The sequence below is a fragment of the Flavonifractor sp. DFI.6.63 genome (assembly GCF_024462255.1).
Lineage (GTDB): Bacteria > Bacillota > Clostridia > Oscillospirales > Oscillospiraceae > Lawsonibacter_A > Lawsonibacter_A hominis.
Map to the genome: position 1 here is coordinate 17,388 of NZ_JANGBE010000014.1, position 20,031 is coordinate 37,418.

19 protein-coding genes are annotated in these 20,031 nt (G+C 63.8%); all 19 read right to left on the minus strand.

Annotated features, from left to right (window positions below; all coding sequences use genetic code 11):
* Complete coding sequence (locus NE547_RS09135) at nt 1-387, minus strand: small basic family protein (RefSeq protein ID WP_186906286.1); 387 nt, start codon at nt 385-387, stop codon at nt 1-3.
* Nucleotide 388: 1 nt separating this feature from the next.
* Nucleotides 389-1,129, minus strand: coding sequence for a DUF881 domain-containing protein (locus NE547_RS09140; protein WP_256175542.1), 741 nt, complete (start codon nt 1,127-1,129; stop codon nt 389-391).
* Nucleotides 1,126-1,995, minus strand: coding sequence for a cell division protein FtsQ/DivIB (locus NE547_RS09145; protein ID WP_186906288.1), 870 nt, complete (start codon nt 1,993-1,995; stop codon nt 1,126-1,128). Before NE547_RS09145 ends, NE547_RS09140 begins: the two co-directional genes overlap by 4 nt.
* Before the next feature lie 87 nt (nt 1,996-2,082).
* Nucleotides 2,083-3,330, minus strand: a complete 1,248-nt coding sequence (gene murA / locus NE547_RS09150; protein WP_186906289.1) for a UDP-N-acetylglucosamine 1-carboxyvinyltransferase — start codon at nt 3,328-3,330, stop codon at nt 2,083-2,085.
* Nucleotides 3,331-3,396: 66 nt separating this feature from the next.
* Nucleotides 3,397-4,530, minus strand: a complete 1,134-nt coding sequence (murG, locus tag NE547_RS09155) for an undecaprenyldiphospho-muramoylpentapeptide beta-N-acetylglucosaminyltransferase (protein ID WP_256175544.1) — start codon at nt 4,528-4,530, stop codon at nt 3,397-3,399.
* 34 nt (nt 4,531-4,564) lie between these two features.
* Nucleotides 4,565-5,779, minus strand: coding sequence for a putative lipid II flippase FtsW (gene ftsW / locus NE547_RS09160; protein ID WP_352408748.1), 1,215 nt, complete (start codon nt 5,777-5,779; stop codon nt 4,565-4,567).
* Between the two features lie 49 nt (nt 5,780-5,828).
* A complete protein-coding gene (gene mraY / locus NE547_RS09165; protein WP_256175545.1) occupies nt 5,829-6,809 on the minus strand; it encodes a phospho-N-acetylmuramoyl-pentapeptide-transferase in 981 nt (326 codons plus the stop codon).
* Between the two features lie 106 nt (nt 6,810-6,915).
* Nucleotides 6,916-8,355 carry a UDP-N-acetylmuramoyl-L-alanyl-D-glutamate--2,6-diaminopimelate ligase gene (locus tag NE547_RS09170; RefSeq protein WP_256175547.1) on the minus strand — a complete coding sequence of 480 codons (1,440 nt, stop codon included), beginning with the start codon at nt 8,353-8,355 and terminating at the stop codon, nt 6,916-6,918.
* Between the two features lie 175 nt (nt 8,356-8,530).
* Entirely contained in the window at nt 8,531-10,927 is a 2,397-nt protein-coding gene (locus tag NE547_RS09175; RefSeq protein WP_256175549.1) for a penicillin-binding transpeptidase domain-containing protein, read from the minus strand.
* A 150-nt stretch (nt 10,928-11,077) separates the two neighbouring features.
* A complete protein-coding gene (locus tag NE547_RS09180) occupies nt 11,078-11,635 on the minus strand; it encodes a hypothetical protein (RefSeq protein WP_256175550.1) in 558 nt (185 codons plus the stop codon).
* A 39-nt stretch (nt 11,636-11,674) separates the two neighbouring features.
* Complete coding sequence (gene rsmH, locus NE547_RS09185) at nt 11,675-12,616, minus strand: 16S rRNA (cytosine(1402)-N(4))-methyltransferase RsmH (protein ID WP_186906295.1); 942 nt, start codon at nt 12,614-12,616, stop codon at nt 11,675-11,677.
* A 1-nt stretch (nt 12,617) separates the two neighbouring features.
* The gene (mraZ, locus tag NE547_RS09190) at nt 12,618-13,034 is read right to left on the minus strand and encodes a division/cell wall cluster transcriptional repressor MraZ (RefSeq protein ID WP_256175552.1); all 417 of its coding nucleotides are present in this window, start codon (nt 13,032-13,034) and stop codon (nt 12,618-12,620) included.
* A gap of 323 nt (nt 13,035-13,357) precedes the next feature.
* A complete protein-coding gene (locus NE547_RS09195; protein WP_186906297.1) occupies nt 13,358-13,873 on the minus strand; it encodes a hypothetical protein in 516 nt (171 codons plus the stop codon).
* Nucleotides 13,873-14,367: a pantetheine-phosphate adenylyltransferase gene (gene coaD, locus NE547_RS09200; RefSeq protein ID WP_186906298.1), complete on the minus strand. Its 495-nt coding sequence runs from the start codon at nt 14,365-14,367 to the stop codon at nt 13,873-13,875. Before coaD ends, NE547_RS09195 begins: the two co-directional genes overlap by 1 nt.
* A gap of 33 nt (nt 14,368-14,400) precedes the next feature.
* Entirely contained in the window at nt 14,401-14,946 is a 546-nt protein-coding gene (rsmD, locus tag NE547_RS09205) for a 16S rRNA (guanine(966)-N(2))-methyltransferase RsmD (RefSeq protein ID WP_186906299.1), read from the minus strand.
* Nucleotides 14,947-15,005: 59 nt separating this feature from the next.
* Entirely contained in the window at nt 15,006-16,373 is a 1,368-nt protein-coding gene (locus NE547_RS09210; protein WP_186906300.1) for a DUF4358 domain-containing protein, read from the minus strand.
* The gene (uvrC, locus tag NE547_RS09215) at nt 16,370-18,208 is read right to left on the minus strand and encodes an excinuclease ABC subunit UvrC (RefSeq protein ID WP_186906301.1); all 1,839 of its coding nucleotides are present in this window, start codon (nt 18,206-18,208) and stop codon (nt 16,370-16,372) included. Before uvrC ends, NE547_RS09210 begins: the two co-directional genes overlap by 4 nt.
* Before the next feature lie 71 nt (nt 18,209-18,279).
* A complete protein-coding gene (locus NE547_RS09220; RefSeq protein WP_305148489.1) occupies nt 18,280-19,074 on the minus strand; it encodes a VanW family protein in 795 nt (264 codons plus the stop codon).
* 82 nt (nt 19,075-19,156) lie between these two features.
* A complete protein-coding gene (locus tag NE547_RS09225; RefSeq protein WP_256175556.1) occupies nt 19,157-19,990 on the minus strand; it encodes a CPBP family intramembrane glutamic endopeptidase in 834 nt (277 codons plus the stop codon).
* Nucleotides 19,991-20,031 lie beyond the last annotated feature (41 nt).

The following is a 20,031-nucleotide window of genomic DNA, read 5'->3' on the forward strand; positions in this document are numbered from 1 at the left end:
CTATTTTGTGCCGTCCTCCGGCTCCAAAACTATATCTTGTCCTATTTTATCTCTCTTTTGCCTGGAGGTCAATAGTTCCCGGCGTATTTCCGCAAAGTTTTGGAACATACGGGTGCCGAACACCACCACTGCCGCCAGGTACAGGGGAATTCCCAATTTCTGGCCCAGCCAGGTCAGGAAGGCGGCGATGGCCGTGTTGCCCACCGTGCCGGACAAAAACACGTCCAGCTTGAATTCGCCTTTAATGCGGGCGCGGAAGCCGCCCAGGGCGGAATCCAGCGCCGCCAGCAGTCCGGCGGCCACGTACAGGGAATATTGGCTGGGGATGGCCCAGGGAAACAGCACCCCGGCCACCAGCCCCACCAGCAGTCCGATCAGCTCGGGCATGTCATTCCCCCCTCTCCTCCGGCTCCTGCGCGGTCCGGGCGTATTGATATTCGACGGTTCCGTTATACTTGGGGATCAGCAGCAGCTCGCCGGCGGTCACCTTCACGGTGATCCCCCACTGGCTCAGGATGTCCACAACGCCGTTGCGCATGGTCAGTGCATTGTAAAGGGTGTTTGCATCCCCGATGGCCATGATGACATAGGGCGCGGCGTAGCGCCTGCCGTTGACCGTCACCACCGCGCCGGTACAGCGGATCTCGCTGGTGGCCAGGATACGCTCCCCGTTGAGGGAAATGGCCTCCGCCCCGGCGGAGCGCAGCTCGTTGATGACCGACAGCAGGTCGCTGTCATGGATGAGGTAGTCGGCCTCGTCCCCGGTGACGTTGGCGGAGGAGGAATCCTCCAGGACCACCGCCACCCCCGGCCCCTCCAGGTCGGTGAGCCCCGCGGTGATGGACAGCTGCTCCAGCTCGTGGACCAGCGCCGCGCTGCCGCCGGCGGCGGCGGCCTCCTCCCGGTAAACGCCCAGTTCATGCTGGGCCTGGGCCAGCTGTTGTTCCAGACCGTCCTGCTTGTCCAGGGCCTCGTTATAGAGGTTTTGCAGGGTCTCCAGACGGCTGGCGTTGGTAGCGTCGGCGGCGGAATTGAGTTTTACCGAGCGCAGCTGGGCGGCCAGCAGGAAGCCCACCACCGCGCATACTACCACCACAGCCAGCTCGCCCTTGTTTTTCAGCTTCTTCATGTTGGCGTATCTCCTTGCGTATCCAGGCCTGTCTCCGGCGTGGAGGATGGCTCCGGCGTTTCCGCAGCCGTTTCGGAAGCGGGGAGCCACCGCTCGGGCAGCAGGCGGGCCTCCCCCTCCCCATAGGTCAGATCCAGCGTACCGGTGCGGGCCACGCCCCGCTCGTCCATGGTCTCCAGCGCCCGCTTCAGGGCGTAGGTACGGTCGGTAAAATCGTCGTTCATGGGCATGACCACCGTCAGATCCGCTCCGTAACCGAAGCGGATCTCGTTGTCGGAACGCAGGTCGATGAACGCGGTGACGCTGCCCGTCATGCCCCGGGCCTGGATGGCGGAGAGCAGGCTCTTGAGGCTGGCCAGCTTGTCCTGTTGGGACTGATCCACCGCCAGGGGCGTGCCCACCGCGGGCGCCAATGGCGTCAGGCCCAGCACCTCCGCCTTCCCCTGGGCCAGGGAAGCGTCGCCCCGCTCCAGCAGCTTGCACCGCGCGTCCAGCAGCCAATACTCGCCGCCGGCGCAGAGCGCCGCCACCGGGTAGCTCTCGGTCACCTGGATGAGCAGGGTATCGGGCAGCTTGCGATGGATGGACACCTCGTCCACATAGGGCAGCTGCGTATAGATCTGCCGGGAAATCTGGTATTTGTTCAGGGCGAACAGGTTATCCCCCTGTTCCACCCCGGAGGACTGGATCACCTCCGCCTCGGCATACCGGCTGTTGCCGGAGACCACTACCGTATTGACCCGGAAAAACACCACGCAGCCCACCAAAAGAGCGGCGAAGATGAGCAGGGCGGACAGCAGCTTATAGAGGAAGCCGAAGCGTCCCCTGTTCCGCCGCCGTCCATGCCTGTTCCGTCTCGCCGCCATGCTCCCGGTCTCCTGTTCTGTTTCTCTTTTGTGTGTCAGTATATCATAGGAAGGTCAAGAAATCGTTAAGGATTCCTTACAAATCGGTCAAGTCCTGCGGACCGAGGCGCCCAGCAGGCGCAGGTCGCCGGGCAGGTCCTGATAGCCCCGTTCCACGTGGTGGATCCCGGTGACGATGCTCTCTCCCTCCGCGCCCAGCGCGGCCACGACCAGGGCGGCGCCGCCCCGCAGATCGGTGGAGCGTACTTGTGCGGCGTGGAGGCGGGGTACGCCGTAGACCACCGCCACCCGTCCCTCCACCTGGATCTCCGCCCCCATGCGGCAGAGCTCATCCACGTGGCGGTAGCGGCTTTCGAAAATATTCTCCACAAACACGCTGCAGCCCGTGCCCTTGCACAAAGCCGCCATCAGAGGCGCCTGCGCGTCGGTGGGAAAGCCGGGATAGGGGGCCGTGCGCACCGGCCGCACCCCCCGCAGGGGGGCCTGACACCGCAGCAGGATACGCTCCGGCGTGCTGGTCAGGGTACAGCCCGCCTCGGCCAGCACGGCGGTCACGGTAGACAGGTGCCGCCAGTCCACCCCCGTCACCTCCACCGTGCCCCCGGCGGAGGCAGCCGCGGCCAAGTAGGTGGCGGCCACGATCCGGTCGCCCATGACGGCGTATGCGCCGCCGTGCAGGCGCTTTCCGCCCCGTATGGTGATGACCGAGCTGCCCGCGCCGTGCACGTCGGCGCCCATGGCGCAGAGAAACTGCTGCAGGTCCACGATCTCAGGCTCCCGGGCGGCGTTGGTGATGGTGGTATCCCCTTCGGCCGCCACCGCCGCCAGCATGGCGTTTTCCGTGGCCCCCACGCTGGGCAGGGAGAAGACGATATCCGCCCCCCGCAGTCCCCCGGTACAGTGGAGGCCGCCGCCCGCCTCGGCGATCACGGCCCCCAGGGACCGCATGGCCGCCAGATGCAGATCGATGGGCCGCGGCCCCAGCTCGCACCCGCCGGGGGCGCACAGATCGGCCTGGCCCATACGGCCCAGAACGGCTCCCAGGAAGATCACGGAGGAGCGCATTTCCCGCATCAGGTCGTCAGGCACGTCCCAGCCCGTAGGGGCCGAGGCGTCTACGATCACCGCATCCCCCTCCCGCCGGACCGCGCAGCCCAGATGGCGCAGGATGTCCAGGGATGCGGTCACGTCCGACAGGTCCGGGCAGTTTCGCACCACGCACTCCCCCGGCACCAGCAGGCAGGCCGCCAGGATAGGAAGCACGCTGTTTTTTGCCCCATGTATCCTCACGGAGCCGTCCAGGGGGCGTCCGCCCTCCACCAGATAAGCACTCATAGGTTCCATCCTCCGCACAGTTTGGGTTTTCATCAAGCCATACTATGCGCAGGACAGAAGTGGGGTTCATTCCCCCGTTTTCTCCATCAGTGCGCGTAAGGTCTCATAGATCCGCTCCGCCGCGTCGGGTACGGCCATATCCCGCAGGGACCGGCTCATCCTCTCCCGGCGCCCGGGGTCGTCCAGAAGGGTGCGGATCTGCCCGTAGAGCGCCGCGCCGGAGCAGGCGCTCTCCGGCAGGAGCACCGCGCCGCCGGCGCGCTCCAGCACCCTGGCGTTTTTCGTCTGGTGGTCGGCCACCACGTTGGGGGAGGGCACCAGCACCGCCGGTCGGGCAATGGCCGTGATCTCCGCGATGGTGGAGGCGCCCGCCCGGCAGAGCACCAGGTCGGCCGCCGCCATGACCAGCGGCATATCATAGATGTACTCCCGCACATCGATCTGCGGATATCGCTTCCGGTCGATCCCCCGGGTCTTCAGATCCGCCAGCAGGTCCGAATAATTGCGGCCCGCGCCGTGGATGTGGTGGAAGGGCGCGCCGCCGGCGCATTCCCGGGCGATGCACTCCGCCATCTGGCGGTTCATCACCTCCGCGCCCAGACTGCCCCACACCGAGAGCACCAGGGGAGCTTGGTCGGTCAAGCCCAGCTGCTGCCGGGCCTGCTTCCGTGTATAGCGGAAAAAGTCTTCCCGCACCGGCGTGCCGGTGACCGTTACCTTGTCCGGGTCGTCATAGTGGCTCCGGCTCTCCTCAAAGCCCACCATCACTTGATCCACTACCTTGGACAGGGCTTTGGTGGTCAGGCCGGGGACGGCGTTGGACTCGTGAACGGCGGTGGGGATGCCCCGCTTCGCCGCGGCCTTTACTACCGGGAAGGAGGCATAGCCGCCGGTGCCCACCACCAGGTCGGGCTGAAAGCGGTCCAGGATGGCGTCGGCCTGGCGCTTGGAGCGGTTCATGTTCAGCAGGGTCTTCCCATTGTGGACGATGGCGGCCGGATGAAGGGAGCGGCGGAAATTGGTGATGGTCACCGTCTCGATCTCATAGCCCTCCTTGGGTACCAGGCGCGTCTCCATGCCCCCGTCCGCGCCCACGAAAAGCACCCTGCAGCCGGGGTTGCGGGCCTGGAACATCTGCGCCAGCGCCACCGCGGGATTCACGTGTCCGGCCGTCCCGCCGCAGGTAAAGAGGATCTTCATACCATTCCCTCCAACGGTCATATGTCCCAGATCCCTAGCCCTGTTTGGGGGCCGGAATCTGGCGTGAAACGCTTAAGACGATGCCCATCTCCAGCAGTTGGATCATCAGCGCCGTACCCCCGTAGCTGAAAAAGGGCAGGGAGATGCCGGTCACGGGGATCAGATTGGTGACCACGGCAATGTTCAGGAAGACCTGTACCGCCGTCAGGGTCGTGATGCCCACCACCAGCAGGGCGCCGAACCGGTCCCGGGCGTGGACGGCGATCCAGAACCCCCGAAGGATGAGCAGCGCGAACAGGAAGAGCACAATGCAGGCCCCCACGAGCCCCAGTTCCTCGCAGACGATGGCAAAGATGTAGTCGTTTTCCGGCTCGGGGATGTAGAGGAATTTCTGGCGGCTCTTGCCCAGGCCCAGGCCCAGCAGCCCGCCGGAACCGATGGCGTAGAGGGATTGGATGGTCTGATATCCCTTGCCCAGCGGGTCGCTCCAGGGGTCCTGCCACAGCTCGATGCGGCTTGCCATGTAGCTGGTGTTGGTAATGATGAACCACAGCCCCACCACCGCCAGGCCGCCCCCGGCGATGAACCAGTAGAGCTTGACGCCCGCGGCAAAGAGCACCGCCGCGCCGCCGGCCAGGATGAGGATGGTGCCCGACATATGGGGCTCCGCCAGCATGAGGGCCGCCACCACCACCAAAATCAGGATGTAGGGCACCAGCTCCAGCAGGCCGATCTTGTCCAGGAGGGCAAACACGCCGCTGAGGGGATGCCGGGGGGAGAGCCGCCGCTCCTTTTCCGTATTCCGTTTGGACAGGCGGGCGGCAAAGTACATGATGACGCCCAGCTTTGCGATCTCCGAAGGCTGGAAGCTGCCCGCCACCGGGATGCGGATCCAACGCTGCGCGCCCACGGTGCTTCGCCCGTAGCCGAAGGGCAAAACCAGCACCAGCAGGACCACGGAGATGACCAGAAGAAAGACGGACATCCAGCGGAAGGTCTGGTAATTGATCTTGGAGGTCACATACAGGACCGCCAGCCCCGCCACGGCAAACAGCCCCTGGCGCACGAAATAATAGGTGGGGTTATTTTGGGCTACGCTGGAATCGTAATAGGCGGTGGCGTAGGAGGCGGAAAAGACCATGATGACGCCGATGCCGGTCAGCAGGACCACCAGCATCAGGAACGGCAGGTCCATGGGTCCCCGGGCCAGCTGCTCCTCCATCGTCAGGTCTCGTTTCAGCTTTGGCATTGCTCCACCTCCTTCCGCCTCAAGGCGGTCCTTCCGATACGGCGCGTTTTCAGCGGTTCATGACGCCCCAGAAGGACAGCACGCAGGTCACGGCGGTGATCCCTGTGAAGACGCAGAACAGCTTTACCTCGCTCCATCCGCCCATCTCCAGGTGATGGTGCAGCGGAGCCATGCGGAAGATCCGCTTGCCGTGGGAGAGCTTGAAATATCCCACCTGCAGGATATCGGACAGGGTCTCCGCAATGTAGATGACGCCCACCGTGATCAGGATCAGGGGGATATCCAGGGCGAACGCCAGCCCGCACACCGCTCCCCCCAGAAACAGAGAGCCGGTGTCCCCCATAAAGACCTTGGCCGGATAAAAATTATAGATCAGGAAGGCGCACAGCCCTCCAAACAGGGCGGCGGCAAAGACGCCCAGTTCATACCGGGCCCAGAAGCAAGCCGCCGCCGTGAAGAACAGCGCCACAGGCATGGTCACCCCGGCGGCCAAACCGTCGATGCCGTCGGTGATATTCACCGCGTTTACCGTCCCCACCATCACAAACGCCGCAAACACCATGTACAGCGGCCAGGGGATCAAAAAGGTCACGTGGAAAAAGGGGACGTAGAGCGCATTGGACAGGTAGCCGTGGTTGCGCATGAGCACGGTAAACAATATGGCCGCCGCCAGCTGGAGCAGGAACTTCTGGGGGGCGGTCAGGCCGGTGTTCTCATGCTTTTTCACCTTAAAGTAGTCGTCGATATAGCCGATGACGCCGAACACCAGGGCAAACAGGAACACAAAGGCCCCGCCGAAGCGGCCTTGGGCAAAATCCTTCCACCCCAGCAGAAAGACCGCCGTGGCGACGCCGATGATGAACATCAGCCCTCCCATGGTTGGGGTCCCCTGTTTGGACCTGTGCCAGGTGGGCCCGATGTCCTTGATGGACTGGCCCGCCTTCATCCTCCGCAGCGCCGGGATCAGCGCTTTCCCCGTCAGGGCGGCCACCACAAAGGCCACCACAAAGCTGATGACGATCCTCAACATATCTTTTGCACCCTCCAAAGTACCGTTCGGACTCTTTTTTCACAATGGAGCATTGTACCACAACACGCAAGCCGTTTCCACTCGAAATAGTAACAAAAATGCGGCGTTATCCCCGATAGAACGCGGCAACTTCCTCCCGCTCGTCCAGATGCCGCTGCACGCCGTCGATCTCCTGATAGGTCTCGTGCCCCTTTCCGGCCAGCACCACCGTATCCCCCGGCTGGGCCAGACGCAGCGCGTAGCGAATGGCGGCCCGGCGGTCCGGCTCTACGGCGTAGGGCGCGCCGCCCTCCTGCATGCCCTCCAGGATGTCGTCGATGATCGCCTCCGGCTCCTCGGTCCGGGGATTGTCGGAGGTGACCACCACGAAATCGGAGAGCGCGGCGGCGATCGCCCCCATCATGGGCCGTTTGGTGCGGTCCCGGTCGCCGCCGCAGCCGAACAGGCAGATGACCCGCTCCCGGGTAAAATCACGGACCGTGGTCAGGATATTTTCCAGTGCGTCCGGTGTGTGAGCGTAGTCAATGATGACGGTAAACTCAGCGGGAACCGGCACCACTTCGATGCGCCCCTTGACCCCATCCGCCCGCTCCAGGGCGGCGGCGACGCCCGCCAGCGGCAGACCCAGGGCCAGGCCGCAGGCAATGACGCCCAGGGCGTTATAAATGGTAAAGCCGCCGGGTATGGGCAGGCGGATACGCTGGATGCTCCCCACCGCCACCGCCTCGAATTCCACCCGGTCGGGAAAGAGCCTCAGATTCTTGGCGGTCAGATCGGCGTCATCCTTGTTCTCGGAGTAGGTCAGCTTGGGACAGGCCACCGTGGAGGCGAAATAGCGTCCGGCCTCGTCGTCCAGATTCAGCACCGCTGTGTCCGTCTGGCGGAAGAGCCGCCCCTTGGCGTCCCGGTAGGCCTCCATCGTGCCGTGAAAGTCCAGATGATCCCGGGTCAGATTGGTAAAGATGCCGGCTGCAAACCGGATCCCGTCCACCCGGTGGAGCACCATGGCATGGGAGGACGCCTCCATGACCACGTGGGTGCATCCGGCGTCCGCCATCTCCCGCAGCAGCTTCTGCACCTCCCAGGATTCCGGGGTGGTGCGGTGGGCAGGCAGGACCGCCCCGCCGATCATGTTCTGGTTGGTGCCGATGAGCCCCACCTTGGCCCCCAGCACGCCCTCCAGCATCGCCTTGAGCAGATAGGTGGTGGTCGTCTTGCCGTTGGTCCCGGTGACGGCCAGCGCCGTCAGGCGATCGGCCGGGCGGCCGAACCAGTTGGCGGAGACCGCCGCCAACGCCGCCCGCGCATCCGGGACCACGATCCATGGTCCCGCTTCTTCCGGCGCATGCTCGCAGAGCACCGCGGAGGCCCCCAGCGCCAGCGCCTGGGAAATAAATCTGTGTCCGTCGGTCTTGTAGCCCGGCAGCGCCGCAAACAGACAGCCGGGCATCAGTTCTCTGGTGTCGTAGCAAATTCCTGAAATTTCCACTTCCCGGACGGTCTTTTCCGTATATTCCACACCGTCCAATAGCTTTTCAAGCTGCATACGCTCACCTCTCGTTGTCGCAAAGTAGACCATTTCCCTCCGTCCGCCCATCCCCTCGGAGCGCGGAGAGGGCATCGCGCCCCTCGGGCGCGTATCCGGTGGGACCCGGTCCCCCCGGGAAGGCGCGTACCCTGCCGCGCAGCGGCAGAGATTTTCCGCAGAAAGTCGACGCGCCTTAGAATCCCCACCCGGCGCCGCCGCCGGAATTGTCGATAAACTGTACCTCCACGGCGGTACCCCGATCTACCAGGGTGCCCGCCTCGATGGACTGGCTGAGGGCCACGGTGCTGGAGCCGTAGTCCGTGGCGCCGGTGGCCTTCATATAGAGCCCCGCATTCTCCAGCGCCTGCCGGGCGGCCTCCGCGGTCTTGCCCGTCACATTGGGCACCTCCACGGGATCGGTGGGGACGCTCTCACCCAGATAGACCACCACCTGGCTGCCGCCGGGGATGGACGCGCCGGAGGCCGGGATCTGTCCGGTGACGGTATCCCCGCCGCCCACGGTGCGTACGGTCAGGTTGGCGTTTTTCAGACGGCTGGTGGCGTCAGCCAGGTTCAGGCCGGTCAGATTGGGCACCAGCGTGTCCGCCTGAGCGGAATACGTCTTCTCCACGCCCAGATAATCCAGAATATCCTCCAGCAGCTCTCCCGCCATAATGGCCGCCATGTTGCCGCCGCTGATGTACCAGCCGCCGGCGGTATAGTTGCTGCCGGCGGAGACCGGTTTGGGGTTGTCGTAGGCCAAAAGGATAATGACCTGCGGGTCGTCGGCCGGGGCGAAGCCCAGGAAGGAGACGATGGTGTGGTCGTCCTCGCCGGTCTCGGAGGAGCCGGTCTTGCCGCCGATGCGGTAGCCCTCTACCCGGGCGTTCTTGCCGGTGCCGCCGTCCACCACCTTTTCCAGGATGGTGCGGCAGCGCTCGCTGGTCTGCGCGCTGACCACCTGCCGGACCTCCGTGGGGTCGGTATGGCTGATGATGTTCCCATCCGAGTCGGTCACGTCCGAAACCACATAGGGCTGCATCAGGTGCCCGCCGTTGACCACGGCGGAGGCGGCGGTGATCAGCTGGATGGGGGTGACCTTAAAGCGCTGGCCAAACGAGGCGGTGGCCAGAGAGGTCTCGCCGTAGACGCCGGTAAAAAAGTCCCGGTCCCATACCAGGCCGCCCTTGGAGTTGTCGGCCTCGCCCTGCATGTCGATGCCGGTCTTGCCGATCATGCCGAAGTTCTCCAGATAGTCGTAGAACTTCTCCGCGCCCAGCCGCTGGCCGATGGCGATGAAGGCGGGGTTGCAGGAGTTGCCCACCGCGGTGGCCAGGTCCTGGTCCCCGTGCCCCTCCCGCTTGGAGCAGCGGATTTTACGGTCCGCGACCGTCGCCACGCCGGAACAGTAGAAATGGTCGCTCTCGGTGACCACCCCCTCCTCCAGCGCGGCGGCCAGCACCATGGCTTTGAATGTGGAGCCCGGCTCATAGGTGTCCACGATGGCCTTGTTGCGCCACTGCTGGTTCTGCACCTGCCCCAGGGCCTCCAGATAGGCCTGGTCGCTGGAGCCGGGATCGTTTTTCACCTTCTCCAGATACTCCGCCAACACCGGATCGGTCACCGTCCAGGGGCTGTTCAGATCATAGGTTGGGGAGTTGGCCCAGGCCAGAATGGCGCCGGTGTTGGGATCCATGGCGATGGCGAAGCCGCCGTCCCGCACTTCAAAGGTCTCCACGCCCTTGGCCAGGATGCGTTCGCAGTAGGACTGGATGGTGGCGTCGATGGTCAGCTTCAGGTCGTTGCCGTCGGTGGCATCGTAGTATTCCTCAAAACGGTAGAGCATCTCGGTGCCCTTCCCGTTTTTGGCGGTGACCACCCGGCCGGTCTGCCCGGCCAGCTGCTCCTCATAGACGGCCTCCATGCCGTAAGCGCCTTTGCCGTCGCTGTTGTAGTTGACCCAGCCGATGACCTGGGCCGCCAGGGACCCTTTGGGGTAGTACCGCTTCGTGGTAGGCATAACGAAAATGCCGCCGGAAAGGTGATTTTGGGTGATGAACTCCCGTACCGCGTCGCTCTCCTCCTCCTCCACCCGCCATTTGACGATCTCATAAGCGGAATTGACTTTTTCCAGCCGCTTGATGATATCCGCCACGTCCAGATCCAGGATCTCCGACAGGCCCTCCGCGATGAATTGATTGGTCGGCTCCGGGTAGTCCGGAGCCTCCTTCCCTTTTTCCCGGGCCGTCTCCACCGCCTCCTGATAGGCGTCCTGCAGCTTGACGATATCCCGCGGAGAGAGCTGGATATTATACACCGTATAGCTCATGGCAAGCGGCGTGCCCTTGCTGTCATAGATGGTGCCCCGGCTGGCGGAGACGGTGGAATCCCGGGTCTGCTGGTCGATGGCAAGCTGCTCATACTTCTCGTGCTCCACGATCTGGATCTGATAAAGCTTGACGAACAACGGAACAAAAGCGCATACGCCGCAGACCAGCATCAGAAACAGGGTGCGCAGCAGGATCGTCCGGTTGGCCCGCCGGTCAGGCTGCTGAGGTACCATTCTGCTTTTTCTTCTTCTGGGCGCCATCGTGCCTGCCTCCTGTCTTGGTCGGACGTCTTTGGATACCGCAGGAGGGCGTAAGAAAATTCCTTTTCTTACGCCCTCTTCTCTGGAAGGCCGCCGCCGGCAGCCCGTTCTGTATTGTATGGGGGTCTGCAAATCAGTATATGGCTGGTTTTACTGGAAATATTCCACGATCTCTCCGCAGATGGATTTTACGCTCTCAAACGCGCCCCGCAGGCCGGAGAGCGGCTCCTCCCGGTCATAGAAGGTCACGGCGTCCGGCTCGGACAGGTCCACGTAGATGACCTGGCCATTCTGAGGCTTGACCATACTGCCGTCCGCGGTGAGCGACTGCTCGATCTCAGACAGGTCGTAAGACAGCTCATACTGGGCCCGCAGCTTGGCCTCCTCCGACTGGAGGGCGCTCATTTCACTGCGCAGGGAGACGACCTGCTCGGCGATGGTGTTGAGCTGTACGTAGCTCATCAGCAGCAGCACCGCGAACACGCCGACCGCCAGAAAGCCCGCCACCGCAAACAGGGAGACGCTGCCGGCCTGCCGCACCTGCACCCGGGGCCGGGCCACGGCCCGCTCCCGGGGCCGCACCAGCGGGCGGGGCTGGAGAATCTCGGCGCCCTGCTCCAGCTGACGGGCGGCTGAGCCGTCGTAAGACGCGTAGGAGACGCCCTCATAAGTCCGATATCGGTTGCGCCGTTTGGCCGCAGTTGCCATAGCCAGGTCCACTCCAATCTTTCATCCCAAAAGGGGATCTCACAATTTCTCTGCCACCCGCAGCTTGGCGCTGCGGGCTCTCGGGTTTTCCTCCAGCTCACGTGCTCCGGAGACGATGGGCTTTTTGTGCACCAGCCGGACGCTGGGCTTCTTTCCGCACACGCAGACGGGAAAATCCGGCGGGCAGGTACAGCCTTTTGCAAAAGCCGCCAGCGCGTTTTTAACGATACGGTCCTCCAGCGAGTGGAAGGAGATCACCGCCAGGCGCCCGCCGGAAACAAGCCGCGGCACCGCCGCGCCGACCATCCGGTCCACGGCGGCCAGCTCGTCGTTGACGGCGATCCGGACGGCCTGGAACGTCCGCTTGGCGGGGTGCTGCTTTTCCCGCAGGGCGGCGGGCGGCATAGCGCAGCGGATCACATCCACCAGCTCCAGCGTGGTCTCGATCGTCTTTTGGTCCCTGGCCCGGACGATAGCCGCCGCGATGGCGGGGGCATACCGCTCCTCTCCGTACTGGTAGAGGATGCGCCGCAGCTCCTCCTGGGGCCACTCATTCACTACCGTCCGGGCCGTCAGGGTATCGGTCCGATCCATGCGCATGTCCAGCGGCGCGTCCTGCATGTAGGAAAAGCCCCGGGCCGGGTCGTCCAACTGAGGAGAGGACACCCCCAGGTCAAACAGCATGCCGTTCACGCCGCCGATCCCCAGCGTATCCAGGATCTCATCCAGGCGGTCGAAATTGCTGTGGACCAGGGTCACGCGCTCCATCTGCTCCCCCAGCTTGTCCGCCGCGGCGTCCAAGGCCGCCTGGTCCCGGTCCACACAGATGAGCCGCCCGGTGGTGAGCCGCCGGGCGATCTCACGGGAGTGGCCCGCCCGCCCCAGCGTACCGTCCAGATAGATCCCGTCCGGCCGGATGGCCAGCGCGTCGATGCACTCGTCCAGCAGCACCGGGCGGTGGACAAATTCCTGCTCGTTCATATCAGAATCCAAGCGCCTCCATACAGGCCGACATCTTTTCCGGCGTCATCTCTTCCTCCTCCTGGGCCTGCCAGGCATCCGCGCTCCAGATTTCCGCCCGGTCATGGACGCCGATGATCACGGCGTCCTTTTCCAGACCGGCATACCTGCGCAGCTTCTGTGGGATGACGATACGCCCCTGGTTGTCCAGCTCGCACCGGGCGGCGTTGGCAAAGAGGGGGCGCATGGCCTTGGATTGGCTCATGGGCAGTGAGGCAAACTTTTCCGTAAAGCGGTCCCAGGTCGCCTGGGGATAGATGGCCAGGCACGCGTCCACGCCCATGGCCAGGTAGAACACCGCCCCCAGTTCTTCCCGAAGCCTGGCGGGAATGAACAGACGGCCCTTGGCGTCGATGCTGTGCTCATAGGTGCCGGTCACGTGCCCACTCCCCCCACTTTACTTCTCAATTCCGGTTTTTCACTCCACTTTGCCCCACTATCATCTTCAGTATAAAGGCTTGTCCGCGGAATTGCAATAGTTTTTTGCTTCTTTTTTTGCGTCAAAACCCTGCTTTTTTCAATGGAATTTCTTTCTTTTCCGCACCAAAAACATCTGTTCGATTTTGGTTTTGCCGCTCAGCGCTTCTTCCGTTTCCAAATCTGGTATGTATCGTTTTGACTTATACTATATCTTGTAATCCAATTCAAAAAGAAACATCCCTTGCGCTTGTGCGCAAGGGATGTTTCTTTTTGTGACTCTATTCAGTGTCCTTCCGCTTCCGCGTCATAGGGCTGGCGGCTCCCGCCCTGCGCGGCGGCGCCGCTGGCCAGGGCGCGGAACTTGGTGCGGGAGCGCTGCACCTCGCCGTGGGCCTCAGAGAGCGCCTCCTCCACCCGGCGCATCACGTCCTCGCAATACTCGTTGGCTGCACGGCGCAGCTCCCGGCTGCGCTCCTCCGCCGTGCGGATCATCTCATTGCCCTTCTGCTTGGCCTGGGCCATCAGCTCGTCCTGTGCGAGCATCTGCTTGGCCTGGTCCTCCGCCTGCTTGCGGATGAGCTCCGCTTCCCGCTTGGCGGAGGCGATGTACTCCGTCCGGGCGGCAATGAGCTTTTTCGCCTCGGCCAGTTCCATGGGGAACTGGGCCCGGATCTCATCCAGCAGGTCCAGAGCCTTGTCCCGCTCCACGATGCATTTGTCGCTGGAGAGGGGCAGGCTCTTGGCCTCGTCGATCATCTCAAAGAGCATATCCAGCAATTCGTCTACTCCGGTAGCCATCAGCCATCCCTCCTGCTTTTCATTTTTGCGTTTACGTCGTCAATGATCTCCCTGGGCACAAAATCGCTCAGGTCCGCCCCATAGCGGGCCATCTCCTTGACCACGCTGGAGCTTACATAAGTATATTTCGCACTGGAGGGCAGAAACATGGTCTCCAGGCGGGGGTTGAGCTTGCGGTTGATGAGGGCCATCTGGAGCTCGTTTTCATAGTCCGACACGGCCCGCAGGCCCTTCACCAGCGTACAGGCCTTTTTCTGCCGGGCGTACTCGGCCAGCAGCGTAGCCGAGCAGTCCACCTCCACGTTGGGCAGCTTGGCCACCACCCGCCGGATCAGGTCGGCCCGCTCCTCCGGGGTGAACAGGCCGCCGTGCTTATCCGAATTGATGAGCACGCAGACAATGAGCTTGTCAAAGCATACGGCGGCCCGTTTGATGATATTCAGGTGCCCCAGGGTGATGGGGTCAAAGCTGCCTGGATAAATGGCGGTCTTCACACATCCACATCCTCGTGTAGCGCGCCGCGTCTCTTACACGGTGCGGCGGTACAGGGTGATTTTGATCTTGCCGTAGCGGTACTCCCTGCCCTTCTCATAGGGGGCGGTCCCCTCCGGCAGGACGCTTTCCGCTGGACTTTCGCAGACTATTATACCATTTCCGGTGACGATGTCAATCTTGGCGATGGTCTCCAGCGCCTTTTCCAGCAGTCCGGTCCGGTAGGGCGGGTCCAGAAAGACCAGGTCGAAGCGCTCCCGGCAGCCGCTGAGAAAGGCCAGGGAATCCCCCTGGATCACCGTTGCCCGCTCCTCCATCCTGCAATGGGCCAGATTCTCCCGGATCACCGCCACCGCATCCTTCCGCAGGTCCACAAAGGTACAGCGCTCCGCGCCCCGGGACAGCGCCTCGATGCCCAGCTGTCCGGTGCCGCTGAACAGATCCAGCACGGTCCGTCCCTCGATGTCGAACTGGATGATATTGAACATGGATTCCTTTACCTTATCGGTGGTCGGCCGGGTCTCCAGACCGGGCAGCTCTTTCAGCCTCCGGCCTCTGGCCGTGCCGGTAATGACGCGCATGGCGATCTTCCTTTCGATTTTGGTGTCTGCCGGCGCAGCCCCTTCCCGTTTCCCTGGGCCTAATGGGGCAGTTCGCCCGTCCCATCCCAGAAAAAGCGGATGGAAACGGCTTCCGGCACGTTCCGGTAATCCCACTGGTGGTTGGTACGGCGCATGTGGTCGCTGGTCACGTTGAAATAGCGGTGGTTCATCCGGGTCATCCAGCTCGGATCCACCCCGGTGTAGTCCCCCGAAGGATCGTCCCAGGTGGGGTCCACACAATACCATTCCCCTTCCAGGCGCACCATATTCCAGGCATGATCCCCGGTGGAATCGGAGGACGCGCCCACCACGGTGATGCACTCTACCTCCGCCAGGTCCATCAGCAGCTGAAAGGTGGTGGCGTAGCCCAGACAGATGCCGTATCCCCCCGTCAGCATACCGTAGGGATTGGTGTTATCCGCCCGCCCCTGAGGGGTCCGGGCATCGTAGACGGTCTGGTCATATTCCCCCCACGCCACCAGATAATCGTGGAGGGCCAGCTCCCGCTCAAACGCGGTCATGCCGTCGGTGATGCATGATGCGAAGATCTCCCGGCAGCGCTCCAGGACCGCCGCGTCCTTTTCGCTCAGGCCGCTCGCGTCCCCGCCGGTCCAGGCCGCTTGGATGGCCGCGGTGTCGTAAAGGCTCATATCGTGCTCATTGGGCGGGTCAAAGGGGACAAAGCCGCTGATATCCAGGTCCGGGTTGAGGACCGGGACCGGTGTGGCCGTAGGCGCTGCGGTCTGCGCGGGTGACGCCGGGGCGGAGGGCGGGGCGGTACCACCCGCGGCGTGCTGCGGCGCATCCGAAGCTGCCGCGGACGGCGCGGGGGCGTTCTCCGCTTCCCGGGGCGTTTCCGGCTCCGAGGCGCTCTGCGCAGGCTCCTGCGGCACGTCCGCCGGGGCGATCACGGGGACCGCCGCTTCCTCGATGCAGGCGGCAAAGGCGTCCTTGGCCGCCTGCAGATCCTGACAGACCAGCAGGGCCGCATAGCCTCCGCCGGTGACCACCGCGGCGTTTTCCAGCAGGGCGGACTGGGCGGGCGCATAGCCGAAAAAATCTCCCGCCCGCGTCCGGCGGTATGCCTCCAGCGCGGCGCACAGCCCCTCCAGCCCGTCCTCCGCCGCCGGGCAAAGCACCGCGATCTCCCGGGCGTCCACGCCGGAGGCGGCATAGACCGCCGCGTCGCTCCAGCTCCCCTCCTCCAGCCCGTACAGCCCGGTCAGGTAAAACGCCAGGTCCTCCCCGCTCTGCTCCGACAGCCCTCCGGCGTCCGTCTGGCTGTCCAGCACGCTCCGGGCCACCTGGGCGGCGTCCACACCGCTCGCGGGCGCCGCGTCCGTCCCGCCGCCGCAGGCACACAGCAGCGCCAGCAGCGCGATCGTCAATAAGATTTTTGCTCTCATGGCCGCGCCTTTCCGTCTGTCTGAAAATAGTCGTATACCGCCTTCGCGGTATTCTTCGGCACCACGCCCTCCAGCTGTTCGCGGGAGGCCGCCCGGATGTTTTTGACGCTCTTGAAGTGCTTCAGCAGCTGGGCCCGGCGCTTTTCCCCCACGCCGGGGATCTGATCCAGCACGGAGGAGCGCACCCGCCGGGCCTGCTGCTGGCGGTGGAATTCGATGGCGAAGCGGTGCGTCTCCTCCTGGATCTGACCAATGAGGGAAAAGACGGCCTGATTGCCCTGGATGCCGATCTCCCGTCCGTCCGGCGTCACCAGCGCCCGGGTACGGTGCCGGTCGTCCTTCACCATGCCGAAGACCGGGATGGAAAGCCCCAGCGTCTCCAGCACCCGCACCGCCACGCGCGCATGGTTTTCCCCGCCGTCGATCAGCAGCAGGTCGGGCCGGCCGGCAAATTTTTCATCCCCGTCCAAATAGCGCTGGAAGCGCCGCGTCAGCACCTGCTCCATCGCGGCATAGTCGTCGGGTCCGGCCATATCCTTGAGCTTGAACTGCCGGTAGTCCCGCTTAAGGGGCTTGCCGTCGACGTATACCACCATGGAGGCCACGATATCGTCCGCGCCCTGGTTGGAGATGTCGTAGGACTCCATGCGGCGGGGCGCGCCCTCCAGATCCAGCATGCGCCCCAGCAGCTCCAGAAGCTTATTCTGCCGCTCCTCCCGGCTGGTCCAGCGCTCCACCTCTTCCGCGGCGTTTTTGTTGGCCAGGCGGATCAGGTCCATCTTTGCCCCCCGCTGCGGGGTGACCAGGCTCACCCGGCAGCCCGCCTGTTCGGAGAGCATCCGGGTCAGCGGCGCCTCGTCCTCCAGCTCACAGGGCAGCAGGATCTGCCCGGGCAGCCGCCCCCTGGAGCCGTAATACTGCCGTACCAGGGCGGAGACGACGTCCGAGGTGTCCTCCTCCATCGGGGTGTCGATCAGGTCCCAGTCCTTGGCGGCCAGCTCCCCGTCGACGTAGTGGAGCACCACGAAGCAGCTGCGGGTAGCCTCCCCCCGGTGGAATCCCACTACGTCGGTATCCGCCAGGGACGCGGCCACCACCTTCTGCCGCTTGCTCAAAAGTTCGATGGCACGGTAGCGGTCCCGCAGCTCGGCGGCCTTCTCAAAGCGCAGCTCCTCCGCCGCGCGGGCCATCTCCGTCTGGAGCTCCTCGCCCACCTCCTGAAATTTCCCCTCCAGCAGGCGCACGGCCTGATCCATCGCCTCCCGGTAACGTCCCTGGTCCACGCCGGGGCGGCAGTAACCGTCGCACTGGCCCATATGGTAGTTCAGGCAGGGGCGCTCCCTGCCGATGTCCCGCGGGAACTTCTTATGGCAGGAGGGCAGCCGCAGGGCCAGCCGCAGCGCGTCGATGATGCCCTGGGTGGCGCCCCGGCTGCCATACGGCCCAAAATAGCGCGCCCCGTCCTCCGCCGGGCGGTTGGCCAGCGAGAATTTGGGGTAATCCTCTTTCACCGTCAGGCGGATATACGGATAGCCCTTGTCGTCCTTCAGCAGGATGTTGTAGCGGGGCTGGTGGCGCTTGATCAGGGAATTTTCCAGTATCAGCGCCTCAAATTCCGAATCGGCCACGATCACGTCGAAGTGGTCGATCTGGCCGACCATGGCCCGGGTCTTCTCCGTGTGAGAGGCCAGGTTGGCAAAATATTGGCTCACCCGGTTCTTCAGCGCCTTGGCCTTGCCCACATAGATGACCTCGTTCTTGGCGTCCTGCATGATATATACGCCCGGCTTCAGCGGCAGGGCATGGGCTTTTTCTTTCAACTCGTCGAAGGTCATATGATGGCAGGGGCCGATGCCTGCATCGGCCCGGCCCTCCTTTCTGCTGGACTCCGTATGCCCTGCCGCCCCTATGAGGCGGGCAGGGACTCCGGGCTGTTCCCGGGCAGCATGGGGTCGTACATCATGATGGCGTGGTTCTCGATGAGGAAGTCGTCCCCCAGCAGCGTCCCCTCCAGGTCGAAGGTCCGGCGGTATAGGGTATTGTGCCGGGTAAAGCCGCCCCAGTACTCCCCCTGGATATAGTGCTCCTTTTCGTACACCTCATACCGGCGGTCGCAGGGGGCGCCGGCCCGCCACTCCCCCTCCAGGTGGGTTTCAGTGAGGCGGAGGGTGAGCCGCCAGGTGTGCTCGGTGTCGTTGCGCACCATCAGGTCCATGTAGTTATAAAAGCAGGTGGCCCCGCTGCCAAAGGGCTGGGTGCGGCCGGAGTCGGGGAACACGTCGTAGCCGTGCCGCCACCGCTCGGTCACCGTCAGCGGGGTATGGAGGGTCATCCAGTAGAGCAGATTGGTCATCTGGCACAATCCGCCACCGATCCCGGCGGCCACCCGGCCGTTGCGCAGGAGCATCCCCTCCACATAGCCCTTCCGCCGGGTGGGCTTGCCCACCGCCCGCCAGAAGGACAGGGTCTCCCCTGGCGCCAGGGTGAGTCCGTCCAGCCGGGACAGGGCCAGGCGCAGATTGGTCACCTTATTGCGCTGGAGGGCCATCTCCTCCCCCCGCAGCTGCCGCAGCAGCGGGGTGCTGTGCTCCGCCCAGAGACAGGGGCACTCCGCCTCCGGCCGGAGCCTAGCGAAGCGCAGCCCACCGGTATGCCAAAAGGCCCGCCGCCGCAGGCAGAACAGGGTCGCGCCCAGGCGCATGCGCAGATCGCTTCGTCTCTGTGGCTTTGGCGTCACGGATGGTCTCACGGTCCGCACTCCTTCCCCACCTTCAGCAGCGGGACTATCTCAACAAGCCGCAAAACAGATAGACCAGGGCATTGCCAAATCCGTTTGTAATCCCGTGTACGATCATGCTGGTGCCAATGCTTCTGGTCTTCCAGGCAGCGAGGCCAAGGACCAGTGCAGCCAGCGGTACCACAAGAAAGGCGGAGATATTATAGACCCCCACATAGTAGACATGGCCCACCGCGAACAGAAGCGCCTGGAACAGCCAGATCCAATGATCCTTCCAGCCGCACCGCCGCAGTCCTCCCCACAGGAAGCCGCGGAACAGGGGTTCCTCCGCCGCAGCGGCATAGTCCAACTGATAGAGGGCCTCATACAGCAGTCTTCCCGCCGAAGGGAACCTGGACAAATCAAGGGGTTTCTGAACCTGAAAGGACAGCAGAAAGCCGGACACGATTGCCAGCGCTCCGCCGATCAGCACCGCCGCTCCTAGGTAGATCGCCGTCTGTGCCGCACCCCGTTTGGGCAGAACCGGCCGCCAGATCAGCAGCGCAATCAGCAGCACCGACGCAAAAAGGGCCTTGATCCCCTGTCCGGGCAGGGCATAACCCCCGGTTTTGCTCCCAATGAGTATGACAACCGGCGCACCCAGCAGCAGTACCAGAGCCAGACTGTCAATGTGGTACTCCGCCAGCCGCTTCCGCTCCAGAAAAACCAGCAGGGCTGTCAGCAGATAGGTGCCCACTTCAAAGACCACTACGATCCCCGCACCGTAGGCAGGGGCAAGGGCTTTGCCCAGTATGATCCACGGAAACCGCAGAAACAGCAGGCCGCCCACCAAAATCCAGAACAGGTATCTCTCGCGTTTCAAGCTCTTTGTTGCTTCCATACCGCACCCCCATTATCAAAAAAAGCGCCGCATTGCGGCGC

Coding starts and splice junctions, on each gene's coding strand:
- NE547_RS09135 (WP_186906286.1), bottom strand. CDS start 387: ATGCCCGAGCTGATCGGACTGCTGGTGGGGCTGGTGGCCGGGGTGCTG.
- NE547_RS09140 (WP_256175542.1), bottom strand. CDS start 1,129: ATGAAGAAGCTGAAAAACAAGGGCGAGCTGGCTGTGGTGGTAGTATGC.
- NE547_RS09145 (WP_186906288.1), bottom strand. CDS start 1,995: ATGGCGGCGAGACGGAACAGGCATGGACGGCGGCGGAACAGGGGACGC.
- murA (WP_186906289.1), bottom strand. CDS start 3,330: ATGAGTGCTTATCTGGTGGAGGGCGGACGCCCCCTGGACGGCTCCGTG.
- murG (WP_256175544.1), bottom strand. CDS start 4,530: ATGAAGATCCTCTTTACCTGCGGCGGGACGGCCGGACACGTGAATCCC.
- ftsW (WP_352408748.1), bottom strand. CDS start 5,779: ATGCCAAAGCTGAAACGAGACCTGACGATGGAGGAGCAGCTGGCCCGG.
- mraY (WP_256175545.1), bottom strand. CDS start 6,809: ATGTTGAGGATCGTCATCAGCTTTGTGGTGGCCTTTGTGGTGGCCGCC.
- NE547_RS09170 (WP_256175547.1), bottom strand. CDS start 8,355: ATGCAGCTTGAAAAGCTATTGGACGGTGTGGAATATACGGAAAAGACC.
- NE547_RS09175 (WP_256175549.1), bottom strand. CDS start 10,927: ATGGCGCCCAGAAGAAGAAAAAGCAGAATGGTACCTCAGCAGCCTGAC.
- NE547_RS09180 (WP_256175550.1), bottom strand. CDS start 11,635: ATGGCAACTGCGGCCAAACGGCGCAACCGATATCGGACTTATGAGGGC.
- rsmH (WP_186906295.1), bottom strand. CDS start 12,616: ATGAACGAGCAGGAATTTGTCCACCGCCCGGTGCTGCTGGACGAGTGC.
- NE547_RS09195 (WP_186906297.1), bottom strand. CDS start 13,873: ATGGCTACCGGAGTAGACGAATTGCTGGATATGCTCTTTGAGATGATC.
- rsmD (WP_186906299.1), bottom strand. CDS start 14,946: ATGCGCGTCATTACCGGCACGGCCAGAGGCCGGAGGCTGAAAGAGCTG.
- NE547_RS09210 (WP_186906300.1), bottom strand. CDS start 16,373: ATGAGAGCAAAAATCTTATTGACGATCGCGCTGCTGGCGCTGCTGTGT.
- uvrC (WP_186906301.1), bottom strand. CDS start 18,208: ATGACCTTCGACGAGTTGAAAGAAAAAGCCCATGCCCTGCCGCTGAAG.
- NE547_RS09220 (WP_305148489.1), bottom strand. CDS start 19,074: ATGCGCCTGGGCGCGACCCTGTTCTGCCTGCGGCGGCGGGCCTTTTGG.
- NE547_RS09225 (WP_256175556.1), bottom strand. CDS start 19,990: ATGGAAGCAACAAAGAGCTTGAAACGCGAGAGATACCTGTTCTGGATT.